The sequence below is a fragment of the Paenibacillus sp. MMO-58 genome (assembly GCF_037146255.1).
GTDB lineage: Bacteria > Bacillota > Bacilli > Paenibacillales > Paenibacillaceae > Pristimantibacillus.
Genome location: NZ_JBBCVY010000003.1, coordinates 408651 through 425861 on the forward strand (window position 1 = coordinate 408651; position 17211 = coordinate 425861).

The following is a 17211-nucleotide window of genomic DNA, read 5'->3' on the forward strand; positions in this document are numbered from 1 at the left end:
CTAAAGTTGATTGCGAAATGAATCGTACAGTGGGGTGAGCTGATTTGTCCAATTCAACCGGGTTATTGACTCCGCCGGCACGCGATACGAAGGTATTCGTTCCGGAGCTTGTTTATTTCGAGCCTGATGCGCTGAACTATCCGAAAGGCCAACGAATACATGAATGGGCCAAAGAGCAAGGGCTTCCGATTCATATGACGACCTCGCATAACCGGATTACGAACTTGCCGGGGGAAAGCGATTTGGAGAAATACAGGATTGCGAAACGAACTCTCGTCGTGGGCATTCGAAAAACATTAAAATTCGACCAATCCAAGCCATCGGCCGAGTATGCCATTCCGATTGCTACGGGATGCATGGGGCATTGCCATTATTGCTACCTGCAGACAACGCTTGGAGCCAAGCCGTATATCCGCGTCTACGTAAACACCGACGATATTCTTAACCAGGCTAAACAATATATCGAGGAACGCGCTCCGGAGATTACCCGCTTCGAGGCAGCCTGCACCTCCGATCCCGTTGGCCTTGAGCATATTTCCGGTTCACTCAAGGAATACATCGAATTTATGGGGCAGCAGCCTCTTGGACGGCTTCGTTTTGTCACGAAATATCATCATGTCGAGCCGCTCCTGGATGCGAAGCATAACAAGCATACCCGATTTCGTTTCAGCGTAAATGCCGATTACGTCATCAAGCATTTTGAACCGGGCACGTCGAAGTTTTACGAGCGAATTACGGCTGCCGGTAAAGTTGCTCATGCGGGTTATCCGCTTGGATTTATTATTGCACCGATCATTTGGCATGAAGGATGGGAAGAGGGGTACGCCGAACTAATAAGTCAATTAAAACAAGCGCTTCCGCCGGAAGCATGCACGGATCTGACATTCGAGTTAATCCAGCATCGCTTTACCAAAACAGCGAAAAACATCATTCAGCAACGCTACCCCAAATCCAAGCTGGAAATGGACGAAGAAAACCGGAAATACAAATGGGGCCGCTGGGGCCAGGGGAAATACGTTTACCCCGATGAGCAAGCTAACGCACTTAAGGAATTTATTTACAAACAGATCAACGATCATTTTCCCGAAGCCAAGATTGAGTATTTTACTTAAAAGCTTGGTCGCTGGCAAGGATGAATGATGAAGCCAGAGAACAGATTCGTGCTCGGCAATCGGCCATGTTATAATCAGGAAAAGCTAAGTTGCAGGTAACGCGTCAACTTAGCTTTTCTTGACGGGTCTGAATCGTCTACATAATTGGAGTTCTTCAAGATGTCCGCTTTTGAAGCCAAAAGGAGAATGCTATGAGATATCTTCGAATGTTAACGCTTTACGCGACTATTCTTACGTTCCTTGTTCTATCCGGATGCGGGACGGCAGAGCAACAGCAGCCGGACAGCAGTGAGACGCCAAAGCCTGTCGATCCGATAGCCGAGCTTGTTTCATCCATGAGCTTGTCCGAAAAAATCGGACAACTGATATTGGTCGGGATGGACGGCACGCAAATTCAGCCTGAAATAGGCAAGCTTATCAAGGATAGTCATGTTGGGGGAATTATTTTATATAGCAATAATATTACCTCCGCGTCGCAGACAATTAAGCTGGTTAATGATCTCAAACAGATTAATCAAGATAATGGCGCAAAGCTTCCGCTTCTCTTGAGCACGGATCAGGAAGGAGGCCGAGTCTCCAGATTGCCGAAGCAAATCAAGGCATTCCCGGCCAGCAGAACTGTCGGCAAGACCAATGATCCCGAGTATGCCTATCAGGTGGGCACGGCCTTAGGCGAAGCGGTGAATGCGATTGGCTTGAATACCGACTTCGCACCCGTTCTTGATATCAATACAAATCCCAAAAATCCGGTTATCGGTAACCGCGCTTTTGGAACTACGGCAGAATTGGTCAGCAGCATGGGCGTGCAGGAGATGCTTGGCATCCAATCGCAAGGGGTAATCCCGGTGGTCAAGCATTTTCCCGGACATGGCGACACCTCCGTTGATTCCCATCTTGGGCTGCCTGTTGTCGATCATGATCTGAAACGGCTCCGCTCTATTGAGTTTGTACCGTTCAGCTCGGCAATTAAGGAAGGAGCGCCAATGGTAATGGTCGCGCATATCTTAATGACCAAGCTTGATCCGAACACACCGGCCTCTATGTCCAGAAAAGTTATCCAGGATTATTTGAGAGGGGAGCTTAAATTCGGCGGAGTTGTTATTACGGACGATATGACAATGGGGGCCGTAGGCAAGGTTAAAGCTATCGGGCCAGCATCCGTACAAGCCGTGCAAGCCGGTGCGGATATCATTCTTGTCGGGCATGACCCTGTGCAGCAACAAACCGTTATTGATGCCCTTACCGCGGCTGCGCAAAAAGGAGAAATCTCTCCGTCCGTTCTGGATGCCAGCGTATATCGTATCGTCAAGCTCAAGCAAAGCTTCAAATTAACGGATCAGCCAACGTCGTCAATCGATCTAGCATCGCTGAACCAACATATTCAAGACGCTCTGAAAAAATAAGAAGCTATGCGAAAAAACCATCGATAGGATATAAACCCCATCCGATGGTTTTTTCTTTATATTGAAATGACACCTCAGGACAGATCTCGCTGACAGCCGGGCAGCTCTTCTTATTCCGCCGGATTATTCGTCAACTCAAAGGACGCATATGCAAATACGAATAGAACCTTCAATGATACGATAAACGAAAGGGTCATGTCGGGAAAATGAAGTGCGGGGAAACGATTTTTATAGGATAATAGTGAAAGAGCGTGTAAGCGCTGCCAGAAAATATGGGAGGGGGTGGCGGATGAAGAAGTTTAACAGCGTTTTTAGGAGATTCCTCGTATCGTACATCGTTATTCTGATTATTCCAAGCATCGCAGGCTTCCTATCCTATCATACTTCCATTTCGGTCACGGAGAAGCTGTCCATCGAGAACAGCGTAATGCAGCTGCAGAAGAGTAAAGAGCTGCTGGAGCGAAGAATGGCGGAGGTTGAAGGGTTTACGAGACAGCTTGCGATCAACCCGGATATAAATGTACTGATGAACGAGAAGAGCTCCGGAGAGCAGACGAATGTATACGGCATTTGGCGGATTTTGCGCAGCGTGCTGACGTTTGGACAGACCAATGATTTTCTGCAGCAATTTTATATTTATCTGGGGAATTACAACGTCATTCTGACGCCAGGCTCCGCATACGTAAGACCGGAACATTTCTACGAAAGCTTCCGCTATGAAGACCAGTCATTGGCAGAATGGCGACAGTCTGTTCTCGGCCAGACGCACCGAAGCGAAATTATGCCGCTGCGCCAATACAATAATAGGGGGACAATTACATCGGTTGTCACCTATATGCAGTCTTTGCCGCTGGACAGCTTCAGCGGTTCGTCTCCTGCCGTAGTGGTTGTTACGATCGACGAGAAGACGATTACCAATCTACTAACGGGCATCACGGACAAATACGGCGGCTGGACGCAAATCAGCGATGCCAGCGGCAGAACCATCGCTTCGCTCGGTAACGGCGTACCCGACATGCAGGCCTTAGCCAAGGATGCGAGCTTTGATGCAGACAAAACCAGCCAGTTCTACAAGGACGATCTAGTCATCACGATTCATTCCAATACGAACGGCTGGGTATACCGCTCGGGTATTCCGAGACACGCTTTGCTTGAGTATGCGAATCAGATCAAATTCATCACTTGGACGATTACCGGCATTGCCATCGCCGTTGGACTGTTCGTTGGTTTGATGCTGGCTTACCGCAACAGCATGCCAATCCATAAGCTGGTGTCTGTCGTTAAGGAACAGTTCGGAAAAGACGACACAACGGAGAGGAACGAATACGACTTCCTGCACGGGAACATAGCGGAGATGATTCGCAGCAGCAATCAGCTGGAATCCGAACTGCGAAGACAGCTTCCGCTCATTCGAGATGCGTTCCTGAAAAGGCTCCTTTCCGGAGAACTGCAGACGCGCGAAGAAATATTTGCGGCTGCCTCGCAAGCGAATACGGGAATTTACGGGCATTCCGGATTCGTGTGCATTTTGCAGGTGCAAGGCTATACGGGCATGGACAGCGTGGAGGTGCTGAATGAGCTTCATGCCGCAAGGCTACTGCTGAAGCAGGCGCTCCTCGACATCGCCGGTTTTACGTTGACCACCGATTGGGGCTCCGACAGGATTGTTATCGTATTCGCGTCGAAGGAAGCGGAAACCGGCAATACGATAGGAAGGGATGAGATTGCCAGTCTGCTCGATCAGCTGTCCAAGCATGCGTTCGCCGAATACCGGATTACGTTTATTGCCGCGCTTGGCGAAGCGTTCGCTTCGGAGACGGAAGTCAGTGTCTCCTATGAGCAAGCGAAGCAGACAATGGATCAAGCGCTTCATGCCGACCGTAAAGGAATCGTCTGGTTTGAGGAAACTAGGCTCGAGAGCGCTACTTATTACTATCCGCTTGAGATGGAGCTGCGTCTGATCGGTACGATCCGGGCAGGAGAGACGGAGGAAACAAGTCGCATCGTCCGTACGGTCATGTCGCTTAACACCGAGCAGCGCGAGCTGTCCGTGGAGATGTGGCAGCAGCTTGCAGGCGAATTGAAGGGGACTTTACTGAAGCTGCTCGATCAGAAGTCCTTTATGGAATCCGGTATGTTCGAACAGCTTAAAGACCGGATCATTGCGCTGCATGCCACTGACAAAAGATCCTTCCAGGCTGAAATCGAGGAGATTACGGGCGTAATGTGCTCAATCGTCGTCAGCCGCAAGAATGACGGACATACAAGGATTATTGAAGCGATTAAAACTTATGTATCCGGTCATTTCTCGGATTCCGACCTGACCTTGTACCGAGTGGCCGAAGCCGTCGAGAGGCCCGAAAAATATATATCCCAGCTATTCAAGGAAGTGACGGGTTCCAATCTGTCCGATTATTTGGAACAGGTACGGATGGAGAACGCAATTGCGCTGCTGCGCGAAAACCGGTACACGGTTGACGAAATATCTTCCCGTGTCGGCTACAACAGTTCCCATTCTTTCCGTCGCGCATTCAAACGGGTAACCGGCGTTTCGCCAAGCTCTTACAGGCAAACGGTGGAAGGGTGAAGGGAGGAAATGCTTTGAACAAGCTTATTCGTGTGGCCTGCACCGTTCTCTGCGTTTGCTCGGTCTTTCTGGCGCTCTCGTCTTGCAATACGGCGGAGCAACAAGGTGCCGAAGCGAATAAACCGCTTCGGATCAGCGTTTTTGCTCAGCAAGATGCCGGCCAGAACCTGAAGACCAATGATTTCTCGAGATTATTGGAACAGAAGTTTAACGTAACCTTTGATTGGCAGACGATTCCGTACGAAGGAGCCAAGGAGAAACGGCAAATCTCGCTGGCTAACGGTCATTATCCGGACGCTTATATTCTGACGAGCTACATTGACCAGTTCTCGCAAGCAGACGTCATCCGCTATGGCAAGCAGGGGATCTTTTATCCGCTGAACGATCTCATTGAGCAGTATGCGCCTCATATTAAGGCGGCTTTTGAACAAGAGCCCGGGCTGCGCGCGCTTAATACGGCGCCGGATGGCAACATTTACGGTCTTGGAGCTTATAGTGATTGCTTCCACTGCTCGTATCCGTACAAGCTTTGGATAAACGACAAGTGGCTCAAGAAGCTTGGACTGGATATGCCAACAACAACGGAGCAATTACGCGAGGTGCTTCAGTCATTCAAGGATGGCGATCCGAATGGCAACGGCTTGCCGGATGAAATACCGCTAAGCGGTTCAACCGAGGAGTTCGGCGTACGCGTGCTTCCGTATTTAATGAACGGATTCGTGTACGACGACGACCGGACTTATTTGAATGTAGCGAACGGAAAAGTCAGTCTGGCAGCAGTCAAGCCCGAATGGCAGGAAGGACTGAGATACGTTAAGTCCTTGTATGATCAAGGACTTATCGATTTAGGCGCTTTTACGCAAAATTCCGACGCATTCTATAAGCTTGGCGAGAATGCCGAAGCTCAGATTTTAGGGGCGGGCACGGCCATGCATCCGGCGATATTCGTAAATACCGGGCCGGGCAACCGGAGAGGAAGAGATTACGTGCCGGTTCCGCCTATAAAGGGACCTTATGCCTCTTATGCGGTTTATTATCCGTCGGGCATTATGCCCGGCGCTAAATTCGTGATTACGGACAAAGCGAGCCCCGAAGCACGAATCGCGCTTATCCGAATTGCCGATTATCTCTTCACTCCCGAAGGTCAGGCAAATGCGGAGATAGGCAAGGAAGGCATCGATTGGCGGAGACCCGTGCAAGGGGAGCAGGCTCTCGATCCGGATATCCCGGCTGCGTTCGCCAGCATTGCGCCCAAAGAAGGGGATCCTCCGCATAATACGAGATGGAGCGGGATGGGCCATTTCTATATGCCGAAGTCCTACCGGAACAGCTGGGTGCAGGACATGGACATTTACGCTCCCGGCGGATATGAGAGAAGACTGTTTCAAGCTACGAAATTATACGAAGGGCATGAGCCGGAAGAATACTTCCCGATGTGGTCCGTCTGGATTGACCCGGGCAACGCGGATGAAGCAAGTCTCTTGCAATCCAATCTTAAAAACGAGATCGATGAGAGCGCCATGGAGTTTATCACCGGCCAGATTGATCTGGACAAAGACTGGACATCCTATGTAACCCGATTGGAATCTCTCGGATCGGACCGTTATATCGAGATTATGCAGCAAGCGTACAATACGTGGATGCAGGAAAAAAACACAAAATAAAGCTTTAGGCCGGCCGCGGCGTACGCGGCCGGCCTTTTTGCTGGAGATGTACGGTGCCGCAAGGCCTAAATGGCCGTACCATGCGGAATTGTCCCTATCATTTCGGGAGATTTGTACGTTGAATGACGCAATTGTACCTATTCCGGCACCCTTGAAATCCCCTATGATCAAACCTGTAGAAAGCGCTGTCATCCATCAAGACGCGGTTTACTCAATTAATTAGGGGGGATTCGTTTGGAAGCCGCTGGCAAACGTCTCAGCGCAAGAAAGAGCTTCGCTAGACACTGGCAATTGTATCTTATCGTAGCACCGCCGCTGCTGTTCTTTATCATTTTTAAATATTATCCGATGCTGAACGCGGTGCTGGCCTTCAAAGACTATTACGTCACGAAAGGCATATGGGGAAGCCCCTGGGTCGGATTCCACAACTTCAGATTGTTCTTTGAAAATCCGATTTTCGGCTCGCTTGTGAAAAACACCTTAATGCTCAGCTTCTATCTGCTGCTTGCCGGATTCCCGATTCCGATTCTGCTCGCTTTGATGCTGAACGAAGTACGGGCTCAGAAATTCAAGCGGTTCGTGCAGCTCGTGACCTTCGCGCCGTACTTTATCTCTACGGTAGTCATGGTGTCGATTATCATGCTATTCCTGGCGCCAAGGCTTGGATTCGTAAACGTACTTATGAATCACCTCGGAATGGATTCGGTTAATTTTCTTGGCAATCCCGGCATGTTCTCATCGATTTATGTTTGGTCTGACATCTGGCAGACGGCAGGCTATTCTGCCGTGATTTATTTGGCCGCATTGTCGGGTATCGACCCAACCCTGTACGAAGCCGCAAGAGTGGATGGCGCTTCGCGTTATCAGAAGATTTGGAATGTGGATCTGCCGGGTATTCTGCCTACGATCTCCATCATTCTTATTCTAAACGTTGGGAACGTCATGGCGATTGGCTTCGAGAAGGTGTATTTGCTCCAGAACAAGCTAAATATCGCGAACTCCGAGATTATTGCAACTTACGTATACAAGATCGGCTTGCTGAATGCTAACTACAGCTTCGCAACGGCTGTCGGCTTGTTCAACTCGGTTATCAATCTTGTTCTCCTATTTACGGTTAACGCACTGGCACGTCGGTTTTTGAAATCCAGCATCTGGTAACGAAGAGGTGTTTGCATGGCTAATGTGGCGAAAGTAAGGAATAAAATCAGAGAATCATCTGGCGATAAAGTATTTCTCATCACCATTTATATCATTCTTGCGCTAGTGCTTGTCGCTGTACTCTATCCGCTGATCTATATCTTAAGCAGCTCGTTCAGCAGCCCGTCCGCCGTTTCGGCAGGCAAGGTCTGGTTGTGGCCGGTCGACGTCTCGCTGAAGGGTTACGAAGCGTTATTCAAAAACTCGCAAGTGTTGACGGGTTACGGCAACTCGCTGCTGTATACGGTATCGGGCACGCTCGTCAGCGTCACGTTGACCATTATGCTGGCGTACCCGCTGTCCCGGTCAACCTTCTTTGGCCGAAACGTCATTATGATGATCATCACGTTTACGATGCTGTTCAGCGGCGGTTTGATTCCAACCTACATGGTTGTGAAGAGCCTAGGCCTCATCGATACAAGATGGGCGCTTATTATCCCGAATGCGGTCTGGGTCTGGCAGGTTATTATCGCAAGGTCGTTCTTCCAGCAATCGATTCCGTCCGAGCTTGTTGAGGCAAGCGAAATCGACGGCTGCAGCGATCTGCGCTTCATGCGCAGCGTCGTCTTGTCGCTGTCCAAGCCGATTATCGCCGTACTTATCATCATGTATGCGGTAGGGCAGTGGAACGCTTACTTCGACGCCTTGATTTATTTGAAATCGGACACTAAGTACCCGTTACAGCTTATTTTGCGCAGCATCATTATCCAGAACAACAGCGGCAGCGCCAATATGGACGCCCTGAAGCAGGTAGAGCGCCAGCAGCTGGCGGAGCTTCTCAAATACTCGCTGATTGTGGTAGCAACGCTTCCCGTTCTCATTATTTACCCGTTTGTGCAGCGGTATTTCGTGCAAGGGATGCTTGTTGGTTCCGTCAAGGGCTAATTCCGTGGACACGGAAAGGGGGAATGCCGTTCAAAGCGCAGCAAGAAGACGACATCAACAGCTAGCAATATCTAACGGAATTCATTAAAAGGGAGCGATTGCACGTGTTAAAACAGAGAATGGTCATTCTGCTCGTGACAGTCTTAATGGTCAGCTTGGTCGTATCGGCTTGCTCGAAAAACAATGCAGGCAACAATGCGCCAGCCAGCAACAAACCCGCTAATAGTGCTTCAACAAATACCGAAACCGAAAAACCAGCCGCACCGGTAGATATTAAGCTGTTCGCGGTACAAGAGCCTAACATCGATCTGGCCACCAACAAATTTACGAAGTTCGTAGAAGAGAAATTCAACATCAAGTTCAATTTTGAAGCCATCCCATCGGACGGTGCCAAGGAAAAACGCCAAATTTCCCTGGCGAGCGGCGATTTCCCGGATGCCTATATGCTGACAGCCTATATCGATCAGTTCTCGCAAGCGGACCTGATCAAATACGGCAAGCAAGGCGTACTTATCCCACTGAATGACCTTATCGATAAATATGCGCCAAACATCAAGCAAGCCCTTGAAACCAACGCGGACTTCAAAGCGTTCAGCGTAGCGCCGGACGGCAATATTTACGGTCTTCCAGCTTACTCGCAATGCTTCCACTGTTCGTATCCGAATAAGTTGTGGCTGAATACAGGCTGGCTGGAAAAGCTGAACCTGGAAATGCCAAAAACAACCGAAGATTTCAAAAAAGTGCTCGAAGCGTTTAAAAATCAGGATCCAAACGGCAACGGCAAAAAAGACGAAGTTCCTCTGAGTGGTTCGACTGAAGAGTTCGGCGTGCATGTCGTTCCTTACCTAATGAATGCTTTCGTCTATGATGACGACCGCAACCATCTGATGATGCAAGACGGCAAAGTTAGCTCCGCCGCGGTTACGGACGAATGGAAGCAAGGCCTGGCCTACATTAAATCGTTGTATGACGAAGGCTTGATTGATCCAGGCGCGTTTACCCAAAATGCAGAAGCGTTCAAAAAAATCGGCGAGAACGGCGATGCGCAAATTCTTGGCGCCGGCGCCGGCATGCACCCTGCGATCTTCTTGAACATTGACCATGGCAACAAAAACTCGAAGGACTACAACCCGGTTCCTCCTCTTACCGGTCCTAACGGTGTATCGCTGGCAACGCATGACGGCGGCGGCGTATCTCCTGGAGCCAAGTTCGCGATCACCAGCAAAGCAAGCGAAGAAAAACAAATCGCACTCATCAAACTGGTTGACTACATGTTTACGCCTGAAGGTCAAACGAACGGCGCATCCGGCATGAAAGGCATTGACTGGACAGATCCGAAGGAAGGCGATCTTGCGCTTGGAGAGAACGTCAAGCCAATGGTAGCGCCAATTCCTACGACGGAAGGCGAAGCGCCGCGCAACGCAGGCTGGAGCGGCATGGCTCACTTCTATATGCCAAAAGAATACCGCGACAGCTGGGTACAAGGCTCGGACATCTATGATTCCGCGAACTACGAACGCCGTCTGTATCAAGCAACGCTGCTCTACCAAGGCCATGAGCCAAAAGATTTGTTCCCGCTGTGGGCGATCTGGCTTGATCCTGCTGAAGTAGACGAAGCAACCATGCTTCAAACCAACATCAAAACTTACATTGACGAGAACGAGCTGCAATTCATCACCGGTCATAAGAGCCTCGACAAGGACTGGGACAGCTACTTGAAAGGCCTTAAAGACCTGAAGCTCGACCGATACCTTGAAATTTTGCAGAAAGCATACGACGCCTCGACATTCAAGAAATAAGAAGTATAGGTTAAGAAAGAGCGGTTCTCCGTGGTTTGACGGGGAGACCGCTCTTTTTAAGTTTACTCTGCTTTGACCCATTTCCTTTTAGCGGATGTCGCCAGCCATAGACCTATCGGAATACCAATCGCGCAAACGGGAATAACGATCGTTTCCCACAATTTCTGGAGCGTCATTATGGCCGCTTCATTAGGGATGATCAGCGCAATGATATAGATTAGAGGAGCGGTGAACCAGAACAGGCGTTTCCAGGACTTGATCCGGAAGCACTGGGCTATTTCATAGCTGGTAATGAACAGGTACAGCGACATTTTCGCAAACACTCCAAATATCCAAATAAAGATGACAAGAATATCGACATTCTGAATGAAATTTAAAATGTTGATCGTCCGCACCAGCATAAAATAAGGGAATCGAAGCTCTTGGGCAACCGTTGGACCAAATACCATCAGAACCATAAGCGTAGACAGGATAAGCATGCACCCCGTTATCCAAACGCTTGCCAAGGACTTCTTCACAATATGCTTGGGATTGGAAACAAACGATAACAGGACAAGCACCATAAAAGATTCAGCCAGGAATGAGGTTGGTGCGAAGGAGGCGCTTACGATTTCCGTCAGACTAGCATCGCCGAACACTGGCAGCAAATTAACCCAATTCGCGTTTGTTGCGTTCAGTAGAAAACTCACCAGCAGCGTAAGAATGGTTAGTGGTCCCGCAATTTCGCAAAAACGACCGATTCCCTTTATGCCGCTTGTACCCGTCAAGTAAATGGCAGCTGTCAGAATCATAGCCATCAGTACCCATACCGGCGTTTTGTCCAGCAGGACCAGATGAAGGAAATCCGCGAAGGAACGAAGCACATCTCCGGATAAAATAAACCAGGCTGCCAAATAGGGGAGGGTGACGATTTTGCCAATCCACGATCCAAAGAGCTCTCGGCTGAATTGGGCTAAACTTTGGCCTGGATGCAGCATGCCAACCTTTACTACCAGTAAGGTGATCGCCCCGCCCAGCAAACAAGCAATGAGCATGGACAGCCATGCATCTTGTTCGGCAATCTCGACGGCAGGCGAGATGCGAAGCCATACAGCCATCACCACTTCCGCGGTTGCCACGATCCAGAACAATTGCCACCCCGTTATTCTCATTTCCTTCCTCCTTTCCTGTACGGCTGATGGAAGTCATATCGAAGAATTTGTTTGTCCCGGATCCTCGTACCGCAGCTGTACCTCTACCGTAATCGGAATTCTGCTGAACGTCTCGTTCCAGTTATTCTGCAACGACTTCCATTCACCGGGGAACTTGTAATGAACATGCCTGCCGATTCCGAAAATATCCGCCTTGTATTGCTTCTGGGCTTTAAGGATCAGCTTGTTCACGGCTTGTTCAGCTTCACGGCTTAAGCTTTTCTCGATTTCCCGGAGTTCCTTGGCTTGGGAAGGATCCCGCATGGAATTGTTCTCCACTAAGTTGCCTTTTCCGCTTAATTGAATATGCACTCGCATGCCGTTCGAATCTTTGACCACGCGGATACGACTCTTGAGCGCTTGCGCCCTTAAGCTGATACTGCCGTTGTTCTGGCTTCCCGAGGTCGATACGGTAAGAGCTCTTTGTCGTCCCTTAATCCAATTTGCGTAATAGGATTCATCGGGCTTCAAAAATCCGGTCAGCCTATGCGAATTTTCCTTATTCATAATCGCTGCTCCCGAATAAATGAACCTTTTTGTAGTCGGATCGTAACTAATGGCAGGCAACAATACGGATCCGCCTTTCGGCCGCGAATCGCACAGAAATTCCCTATAGTAATAAGGTTTCATCCCAAGAGCCAACTGAACGCTGCCGAGGGCCGTGCTGATCAACGGATCAAAGACGGGTTCGGTGGCAAGGATCTCCTTCGCCGTACCGTCTTTCACGACAAAAATAACGGATCTCATCTCCGATTTGGGATTGCGCACGACCATATCCAAATATTTGTCCATTCCTTGCTCGGTCATACGCTGGCCAATCAGAATCGTCTGGCGATGCGCGTAAAACAAGGTGCGGGATAGCTGCGTCTGCAGATTTTGTCCCGCATCCATAAAGTCCTTGCCCGTAGCACTGACCACAACATAGCTTTTTTTCTTGCTGGCTCCGGTATCCGGACCGCCTAGACCAGCCGGAACGGCAATCTGGGAGCTGACTTCCAGCCTTCCGTCTGCATTCATATCCAGCCCTCCGCCGATAACAATCGCCAGCTGATTGGGCTCCTTCAGATTCCAACACCCGGCAGTTACCGCCGACAAAATAAATAAGCAAATGGTTATTATGGTTTTTTTCAACAATGGATCCCGCCTTAACTCATACGCTTTCTGGGCCTTCTTAAAAAAACATTTTGAAGCTTGCTTTTATTGGTCGGTGCGATCGGTTCAAGATACGGCGTTCCAAGCGGGCTTAAATGAATGAGGTGGGACAGAATCATGATCAACCCAAGAGCCACGCCAAACAGACCAAATAATCCTGAAAGAACCAGCAATGGGAATCTCAGCATTCGAAGGGGATAACCAAACCGGTAGCGCGGAATAACAAAAGACGAGATACCGGCTGCCGATACAACGATGACGATAGGAGCCGAAATAATTCCCGCTTGTACAGCGGCCTGGCCGATAACCAAAGCTCCCACGATGCTGACGAGAGGACCGATCTGCTGCGGCAGGCGAATCCCGGCTTCCCTTAATCCTTCGAACATAAATTCCATGAGAAACACCTCGATCACCGTTGGAAAAGGAGATTGTTCTCTGAGCCCCGTAATGCTCAGCATTAGTTTTGGAGGCATCATCTCGGGATGATAAGTAGTCAGCGCTATATAAATCGACGGGAAGAGGATCGAAAAGAGAGCAAACAGATAGCGGATCCAACGATTCATGGTTACATACAAGAAACGTTCGTAATAGTCGTCCGGAGCCTGAAGGCCATCCCAGAATGTCATCGGAACGACCAGTACGATCGGAGAACCGTTAACGAAAACGGCTATTCTTCCTTCAAGCAGTCCAGCGGACACAACATCCGCCCGCTCTGTGCTTTGCATTTGCGGAAACGGAGAATAGCTTGTGTCTTCGATATATTCTTCGATATAGCCGGATTCCAACACGCTCTGAATATCGATCGCGTCGATTCTAGTCTTTACTTCATTAACCAAAGCAGGGGAGGAAAGACCTTCGATATAGGCAAGAACGACCTCGGTTTTCGTTAATTTGCCGATTTGAAAAGATTCCATCTTTAGATCCGGCGTCACGATAATCCGCCTGAGCAGCGTTGTATTCGTACGCAGCAGCTCGGTGAAGCTTTCGCGGGTCCCGCGCAGAGCCGCTTCGGTGGAAGGCTCTTCAATGGCCCGTGTTTCGAATTGGGAGACATCCGCCAGAAGTACAAACGGATCGCCATCAGCAAGGAAAGCAACGTTTCCTTTTAAAATAAGGTCTGCTGCCTCTTCGAATTTGGTAATCCTCTGGGTATGCAAAGCCGCAACAAGCTCCATATCGAGCATTTGGGCCAAGCTGCCGAGTGTCCCTAGTCCTTGGGGAGTTCCTTCATACAGCAAAGGTTTAAGAATCGTGTTCTGAACAAGATCTTTATCGATCATGCCGTCGACGTATACCAGCAGAAGGAAGACGTTGCCTTGCAAAGTCAAGCGACGGAAGATCACATCCGAACAGCTCGCGAATACGGATCGGAGCGTCTGTTCGTTTTCATTTAGGGAATGACTGACCGCTTTTGCGGCATTTATTTGTGAAACGGTGCGTTCATTATGGGATGACATTGGAGTTGCAGCACCTGCCACTGGAAAAGTTTTGTGTTTCTTGATACTATGCCCAAACCGTTAACTCCCTACACTCTGTCACAGATTGGGCATAATGAAACAGCCTCCGCCAAATGTTGTGCGGAGGCTGTTTCACTGTTGGAGGATTAGAAGGATGCCCTTTCGGTTACGATCCTGTCGAGCGGTAGTGCCGGACGCCAATATGCCAAAGCAGCAGGCAAGGGAGAATAAAGACAACACCCGCGAGCGGAGACAGCATATATAGGAGCTGGTGTCCGTCGGTTCGGCCAAGCACGTAGAGCAGCGGCAAATAATTGACGCAGCCTAACGGGATGACGAAGGTGAAGAAATTCGTTACCCATTTCTCGTAGATCGATAGCGGGTATTTCGCCATCTCCCGGCCACCGTCGGTAAAGACGTTGGCTACCTCTAGACCTTGAACCGTCCAGAAGCTGAGCGAAGCGGTGGCAACGAATAACCCCGAGAAGATCAGCACCCCGCAAACAATCATCAGCATAAGCGTAAAAAGCTTCGGCAGCGTAAGTTCTACCGGTAGTTTGCTCAGTGACCAGAACAATACGATCAAGCTCTGCAGCATGCGGCCAAGCCTGGCGAACTCGAATTTGGATCCAAGCACCTGCAGAATGGTGCTTCTAGGCCGGACAAGAAGACGGTCGAAGTCGCCGCTGCCGACCAGGCTTGAGAACGTATCGAAACCGCGGGCGAACGTCTCGCTAAGAGCATAGCTAAGTCCGATAATCGCGTAACATAAGGCCGCTTCGTAGAAAGTCCAGCCCTTTACCTGTCCAAACTGCGCGAACATAAAGTATAATCCGGCGAGCACCGTTAACGGAGTAAGCGCTTGCCCCACAGTCAGCAGCCAAAAAGAGAGGCGATACTGCGCCTGCGATTTGAACAAGATGGATATGTATTTCAGATACAGATACATGCAGATTAACCTCCTTGTACAACGACCTGACGAAGAGCCCGCTTCAAGCACCATCGGCCAAGCAGGATCAATGCGGCCAGCCATACGAATTGAATGAGAATGCCCCAAATCGCCTCGGATTGCGGAATTTGCCCAGAATAGACGCGAAACGGAAAATCGGCAGTCCAGCGAAAGGGGAGTGCATAAGTAACGGCCTGCATCCAAGATGGCATCAAGGGAACCGGAATAATCATCCCGGCCAGAAATTCTCCGATCACGGCGATCACCAGGGTAGATCCGACGGGGGACATCGTCCAAAAGACGGAAATGTAGATAAACATGGAGATGGCGATATTGACGGCGAGACCCAGCAGCAGCGTTACTACAAACAGCCCAAAAGTTGTTCCCGATGGCGGCACGGTTAAGTTATAAGGTTTCGGCAGCAGGAACGCGACCAGCAGAATGGGAATACACCGCAGGATTGCGCTCGATAATCGCTGGGCAAGCAGCTTGGCATACCAGAAGGAGTAAATTCCGCATGGCCTGCATAATTCATAAGCGATATTGCCTGTTGTAATCAGGTTAAAGATCTCATTGTCTCTGAACCAGAGCATGACAAAAGCGAGGAAAATTTGTTGCAGCCATACATAAGTAGCCAATTGCTCGAGTGACATGGAGGGCTGAGCCGTGCTGTGTTCATAGAAAGCGACATACACCATGATAAAAACAAAGCCGAAAAATAGCTGAGTAGCCATGCCGGCTATTGCGGCAGTTCGATATTGCAGCCCGCTTATAAAACGCAGCTTCCAGACGGACAGGTACGCAATCATATCCGGTGCTCCTTATAGAGCTCGAGAATAAGCTCCTCTACAGGCGTTGTGCCCACCTCGAGGTCAACGACCTCAACTTGCTCGGACAGCCTGGCAATAACGCTGGCAACCGGCGTGGCGTCGATATCCATGCTGTATACGGCGCGCTCCGGCGACCATGATAGACAAGTAACCCCGTCGATAAATACCGGTTCGTTATGCTCGCGGTAATCGACCGTAACAATCCGCTTCGAACCGAATCGGCTGCGCAGATCGTTTAAGGTTCCATCGTAGAGCAGGGTGCCTTTGCCAATCATCAGGATCCGGTCTGCGAGCGCTTCAATATCGTTCATGTCATGCGTGGTCAAGATGACCGTGACGCCGCGTTCCTTATTGATTCGTTTGATGAACTGGCGGACTGCGATTTTGCTGGCAGCATCGAGCCCGATTGTTGGTTCGTCGAGGAATAGAATCTTAGGGTCGTGAAGAAGAGATGCGGCGATCTCGCAGCGCATGCGCTGGCCCAGGCTAAGCTGCCTGACAGGCGTCTGGAGAATGTCCGTTAGAGCAAGCGATTCCGTCAGCATCGCAAGATTGGTATGGTATACATCGCCGGGAATTTTGTAAATATCGCGCAGGAGTCCAAAGGAATCGATGACGGGGACATCCCACCACAGCTGAGTTCGCTGACCGAAGACAACGCCGATATTCCGGACATACGCCGCGCGATCTTGCCAAGGCGTGTAGCCTAGAATTTTGCATGTTCCATTGTCCGGCACGAGAATACCGCTCATGACTTTAATGGTGGTTGATTTGCCGGCACCGTTTGGGCCGATATAACCTACGATTTCGCCGGGGGAGATATCAAACGAGATATTGTGGAGCGCCTCGACAATCGTATGCTCCCGGGTGAATAGGGCTTTAACCGCTTGCCGGACCCCGGCTGTCCGCCGAGCAACCTTAAATGACTTATTAATACTTTGCAGCGCGATCATGGAATGACGCCTCCTCAAATGGTTTTTTAGTCC

General features: G+C 49.8%; 13 protein-coding genes. 7 read left to right on the forward strand and 6 right to left on the reverse strand.

Annotated features, from left to right (window positions below):
• The first annotated feature begins 44 nt into the window (after positions 1-44).
• The 7 genes from splB to WFJ73_RS13000 all read left to right on the forward strand — a co-directional run bounded on the left by splB (position 45) and on the right by WFJ73_RS13000 (position 10647).
• Positions 45-1112 carry a spore photoproduct lyase gene (gene splB, locus WFJ73_RS12970; RefSeq protein WP_336773458.1) on the forward strand — a complete coding sequence of 356 codons (1068 nt, stop codon included), beginning with the start codon at positions 45-47 and terminating at the stop codon, positions 1110-1112.
• 191 nt (positions 1113-1303) lie between these two features.
• On the forward strand, positions 1304-2515 hold the full coding sequence (gene nagZ, locus WFJ73_RS12975) for a beta-N-acetylhexosaminidase (RefSeq protein WP_336773459.1): 1212 nt from the start codon (positions 1304-1306) through the stop codon (positions 2513-2515).
• 289 nt (positions 2516-2804) lie between these two features.
• Positions 2805-5102 carry a helix-turn-helix domain-containing protein gene (locus WFJ73_RS12980; RefSeq protein WP_336773460.1) on the forward strand — a complete coding sequence of 766 codons (2298 nt, stop codon included), beginning with the start codon at positions 2805-2807 and terminating at the stop codon, positions 5100-5102.
• A 14-nt stretch (positions 5103-5116) separates the two neighbouring features.
• A complete protein-coding gene (locus WFJ73_RS12985) occupies positions 5117-6766 on the forward strand; it encodes an extracellular solute-binding protein (RefSeq protein ID WP_336773461.1) in 1650 nt (549 codons plus the stop codon).
• Between the two features lie 234 nt (positions 6767-7000).
• Positions 7001-7924, forward strand: a complete 924-nt coding sequence (locus WFJ73_RS12990; protein ID WP_336773462.1) for an ABC transporter permease — start codon at positions 7001-7003, stop codon at positions 7922-7924.
• A gap of 15 nt (positions 7925-7939) precedes the next feature.
• Positions 7940-8848: a carbohydrate ABC transporter permease gene (locus WFJ73_RS12995; RefSeq protein WP_336773463.1), complete on the forward strand. Its 909-nt coding sequence runs from the start codon at positions 7940-7942 to the stop codon at positions 8846-8848.
• 119 nt (positions 8849-8967) lie between these two features.
• Positions 8968-10647 carry an extracellular solute-binding protein gene (locus WFJ73_RS13000; RefSeq protein WP_336773587.1) on the forward strand — a complete coding sequence of 560 codons (1680 nt, stop codon included), beginning with the start codon at positions 8968-8970 and terminating at the stop codon, positions 10645-10647.
• Positions 10648-10709: 62 nt separating this feature from the next.
• On the opposite strand, the gene WFJ73_RS13005 is transcribed toward WFJ73_RS13000, so the two are convergent.
• From WFJ73_RS13005 to WFJ73_RS13030, 6 genes are all read right to left on the reverse strand, one after another.
• Positions 10710-11798 carry a GerAB/ArcD/ProY family transporter gene (locus WFJ73_RS13005; RefSeq protein WP_336773464.1) on the reverse strand — a complete coding sequence of 363 codons (1089 nt, stop codon included), beginning with the start codon at positions 11796-11798 and terminating at the stop codon, positions 10710-10712.
• A 33-nt stretch (positions 11799-11831) separates the two neighbouring features.
• Positions 11832-12968, reverse strand: coding sequence for a Ger(x)C family spore germination protein (locus tag WFJ73_RS13010; protein ID WP_336773465.1), 1137 nt, complete (start codon positions 12966-12968; stop codon positions 11832-11834).
• A 14-nt stretch (positions 12969-12982) separates the two neighbouring features.
• On the reverse strand, positions 12983-14446 hold the full coding sequence (locus WFJ73_RS13015) for a spore germination protein (protein WP_336773466.1): 1464 nt from the start codon (positions 14444-14446) through the stop codon (positions 12983-12985).
• 166 nt (positions 14447-14612) lie between these two features.
• Positions 14613-15395: an ABC transporter permease gene (locus WFJ73_RS13020; protein WP_336773467.1), complete on the reverse strand. Its 783-nt coding sequence runs from the start codon at positions 15393-15395 to the stop codon at positions 14613-14615.
• 5 nt (positions 15396-15400) lie between these two features.
• Positions 15401-16204 (reverse strand): ABC transporter permease, encoded by an 804-nt coding sequence (locus WFJ73_RS13025; protein WP_336773468.1) that lies wholly within the window; start codon positions 16202-16204, stop codon positions 15401-15403.
• Positions 16201-17178 (reverse strand): ABC transporter ATP-binding protein, encoded by a 978-nt coding sequence (locus tag WFJ73_RS13030; protein ID WP_336773469.1) that lies wholly within the window; start codon positions 17176-17178, stop codon positions 16201-16203. Before WFJ73_RS13030 ends, WFJ73_RS13025 begins: the two co-directional genes overlap by 4 nt.
• Positions 17179-17211 lie beyond the last annotated feature (33 nt).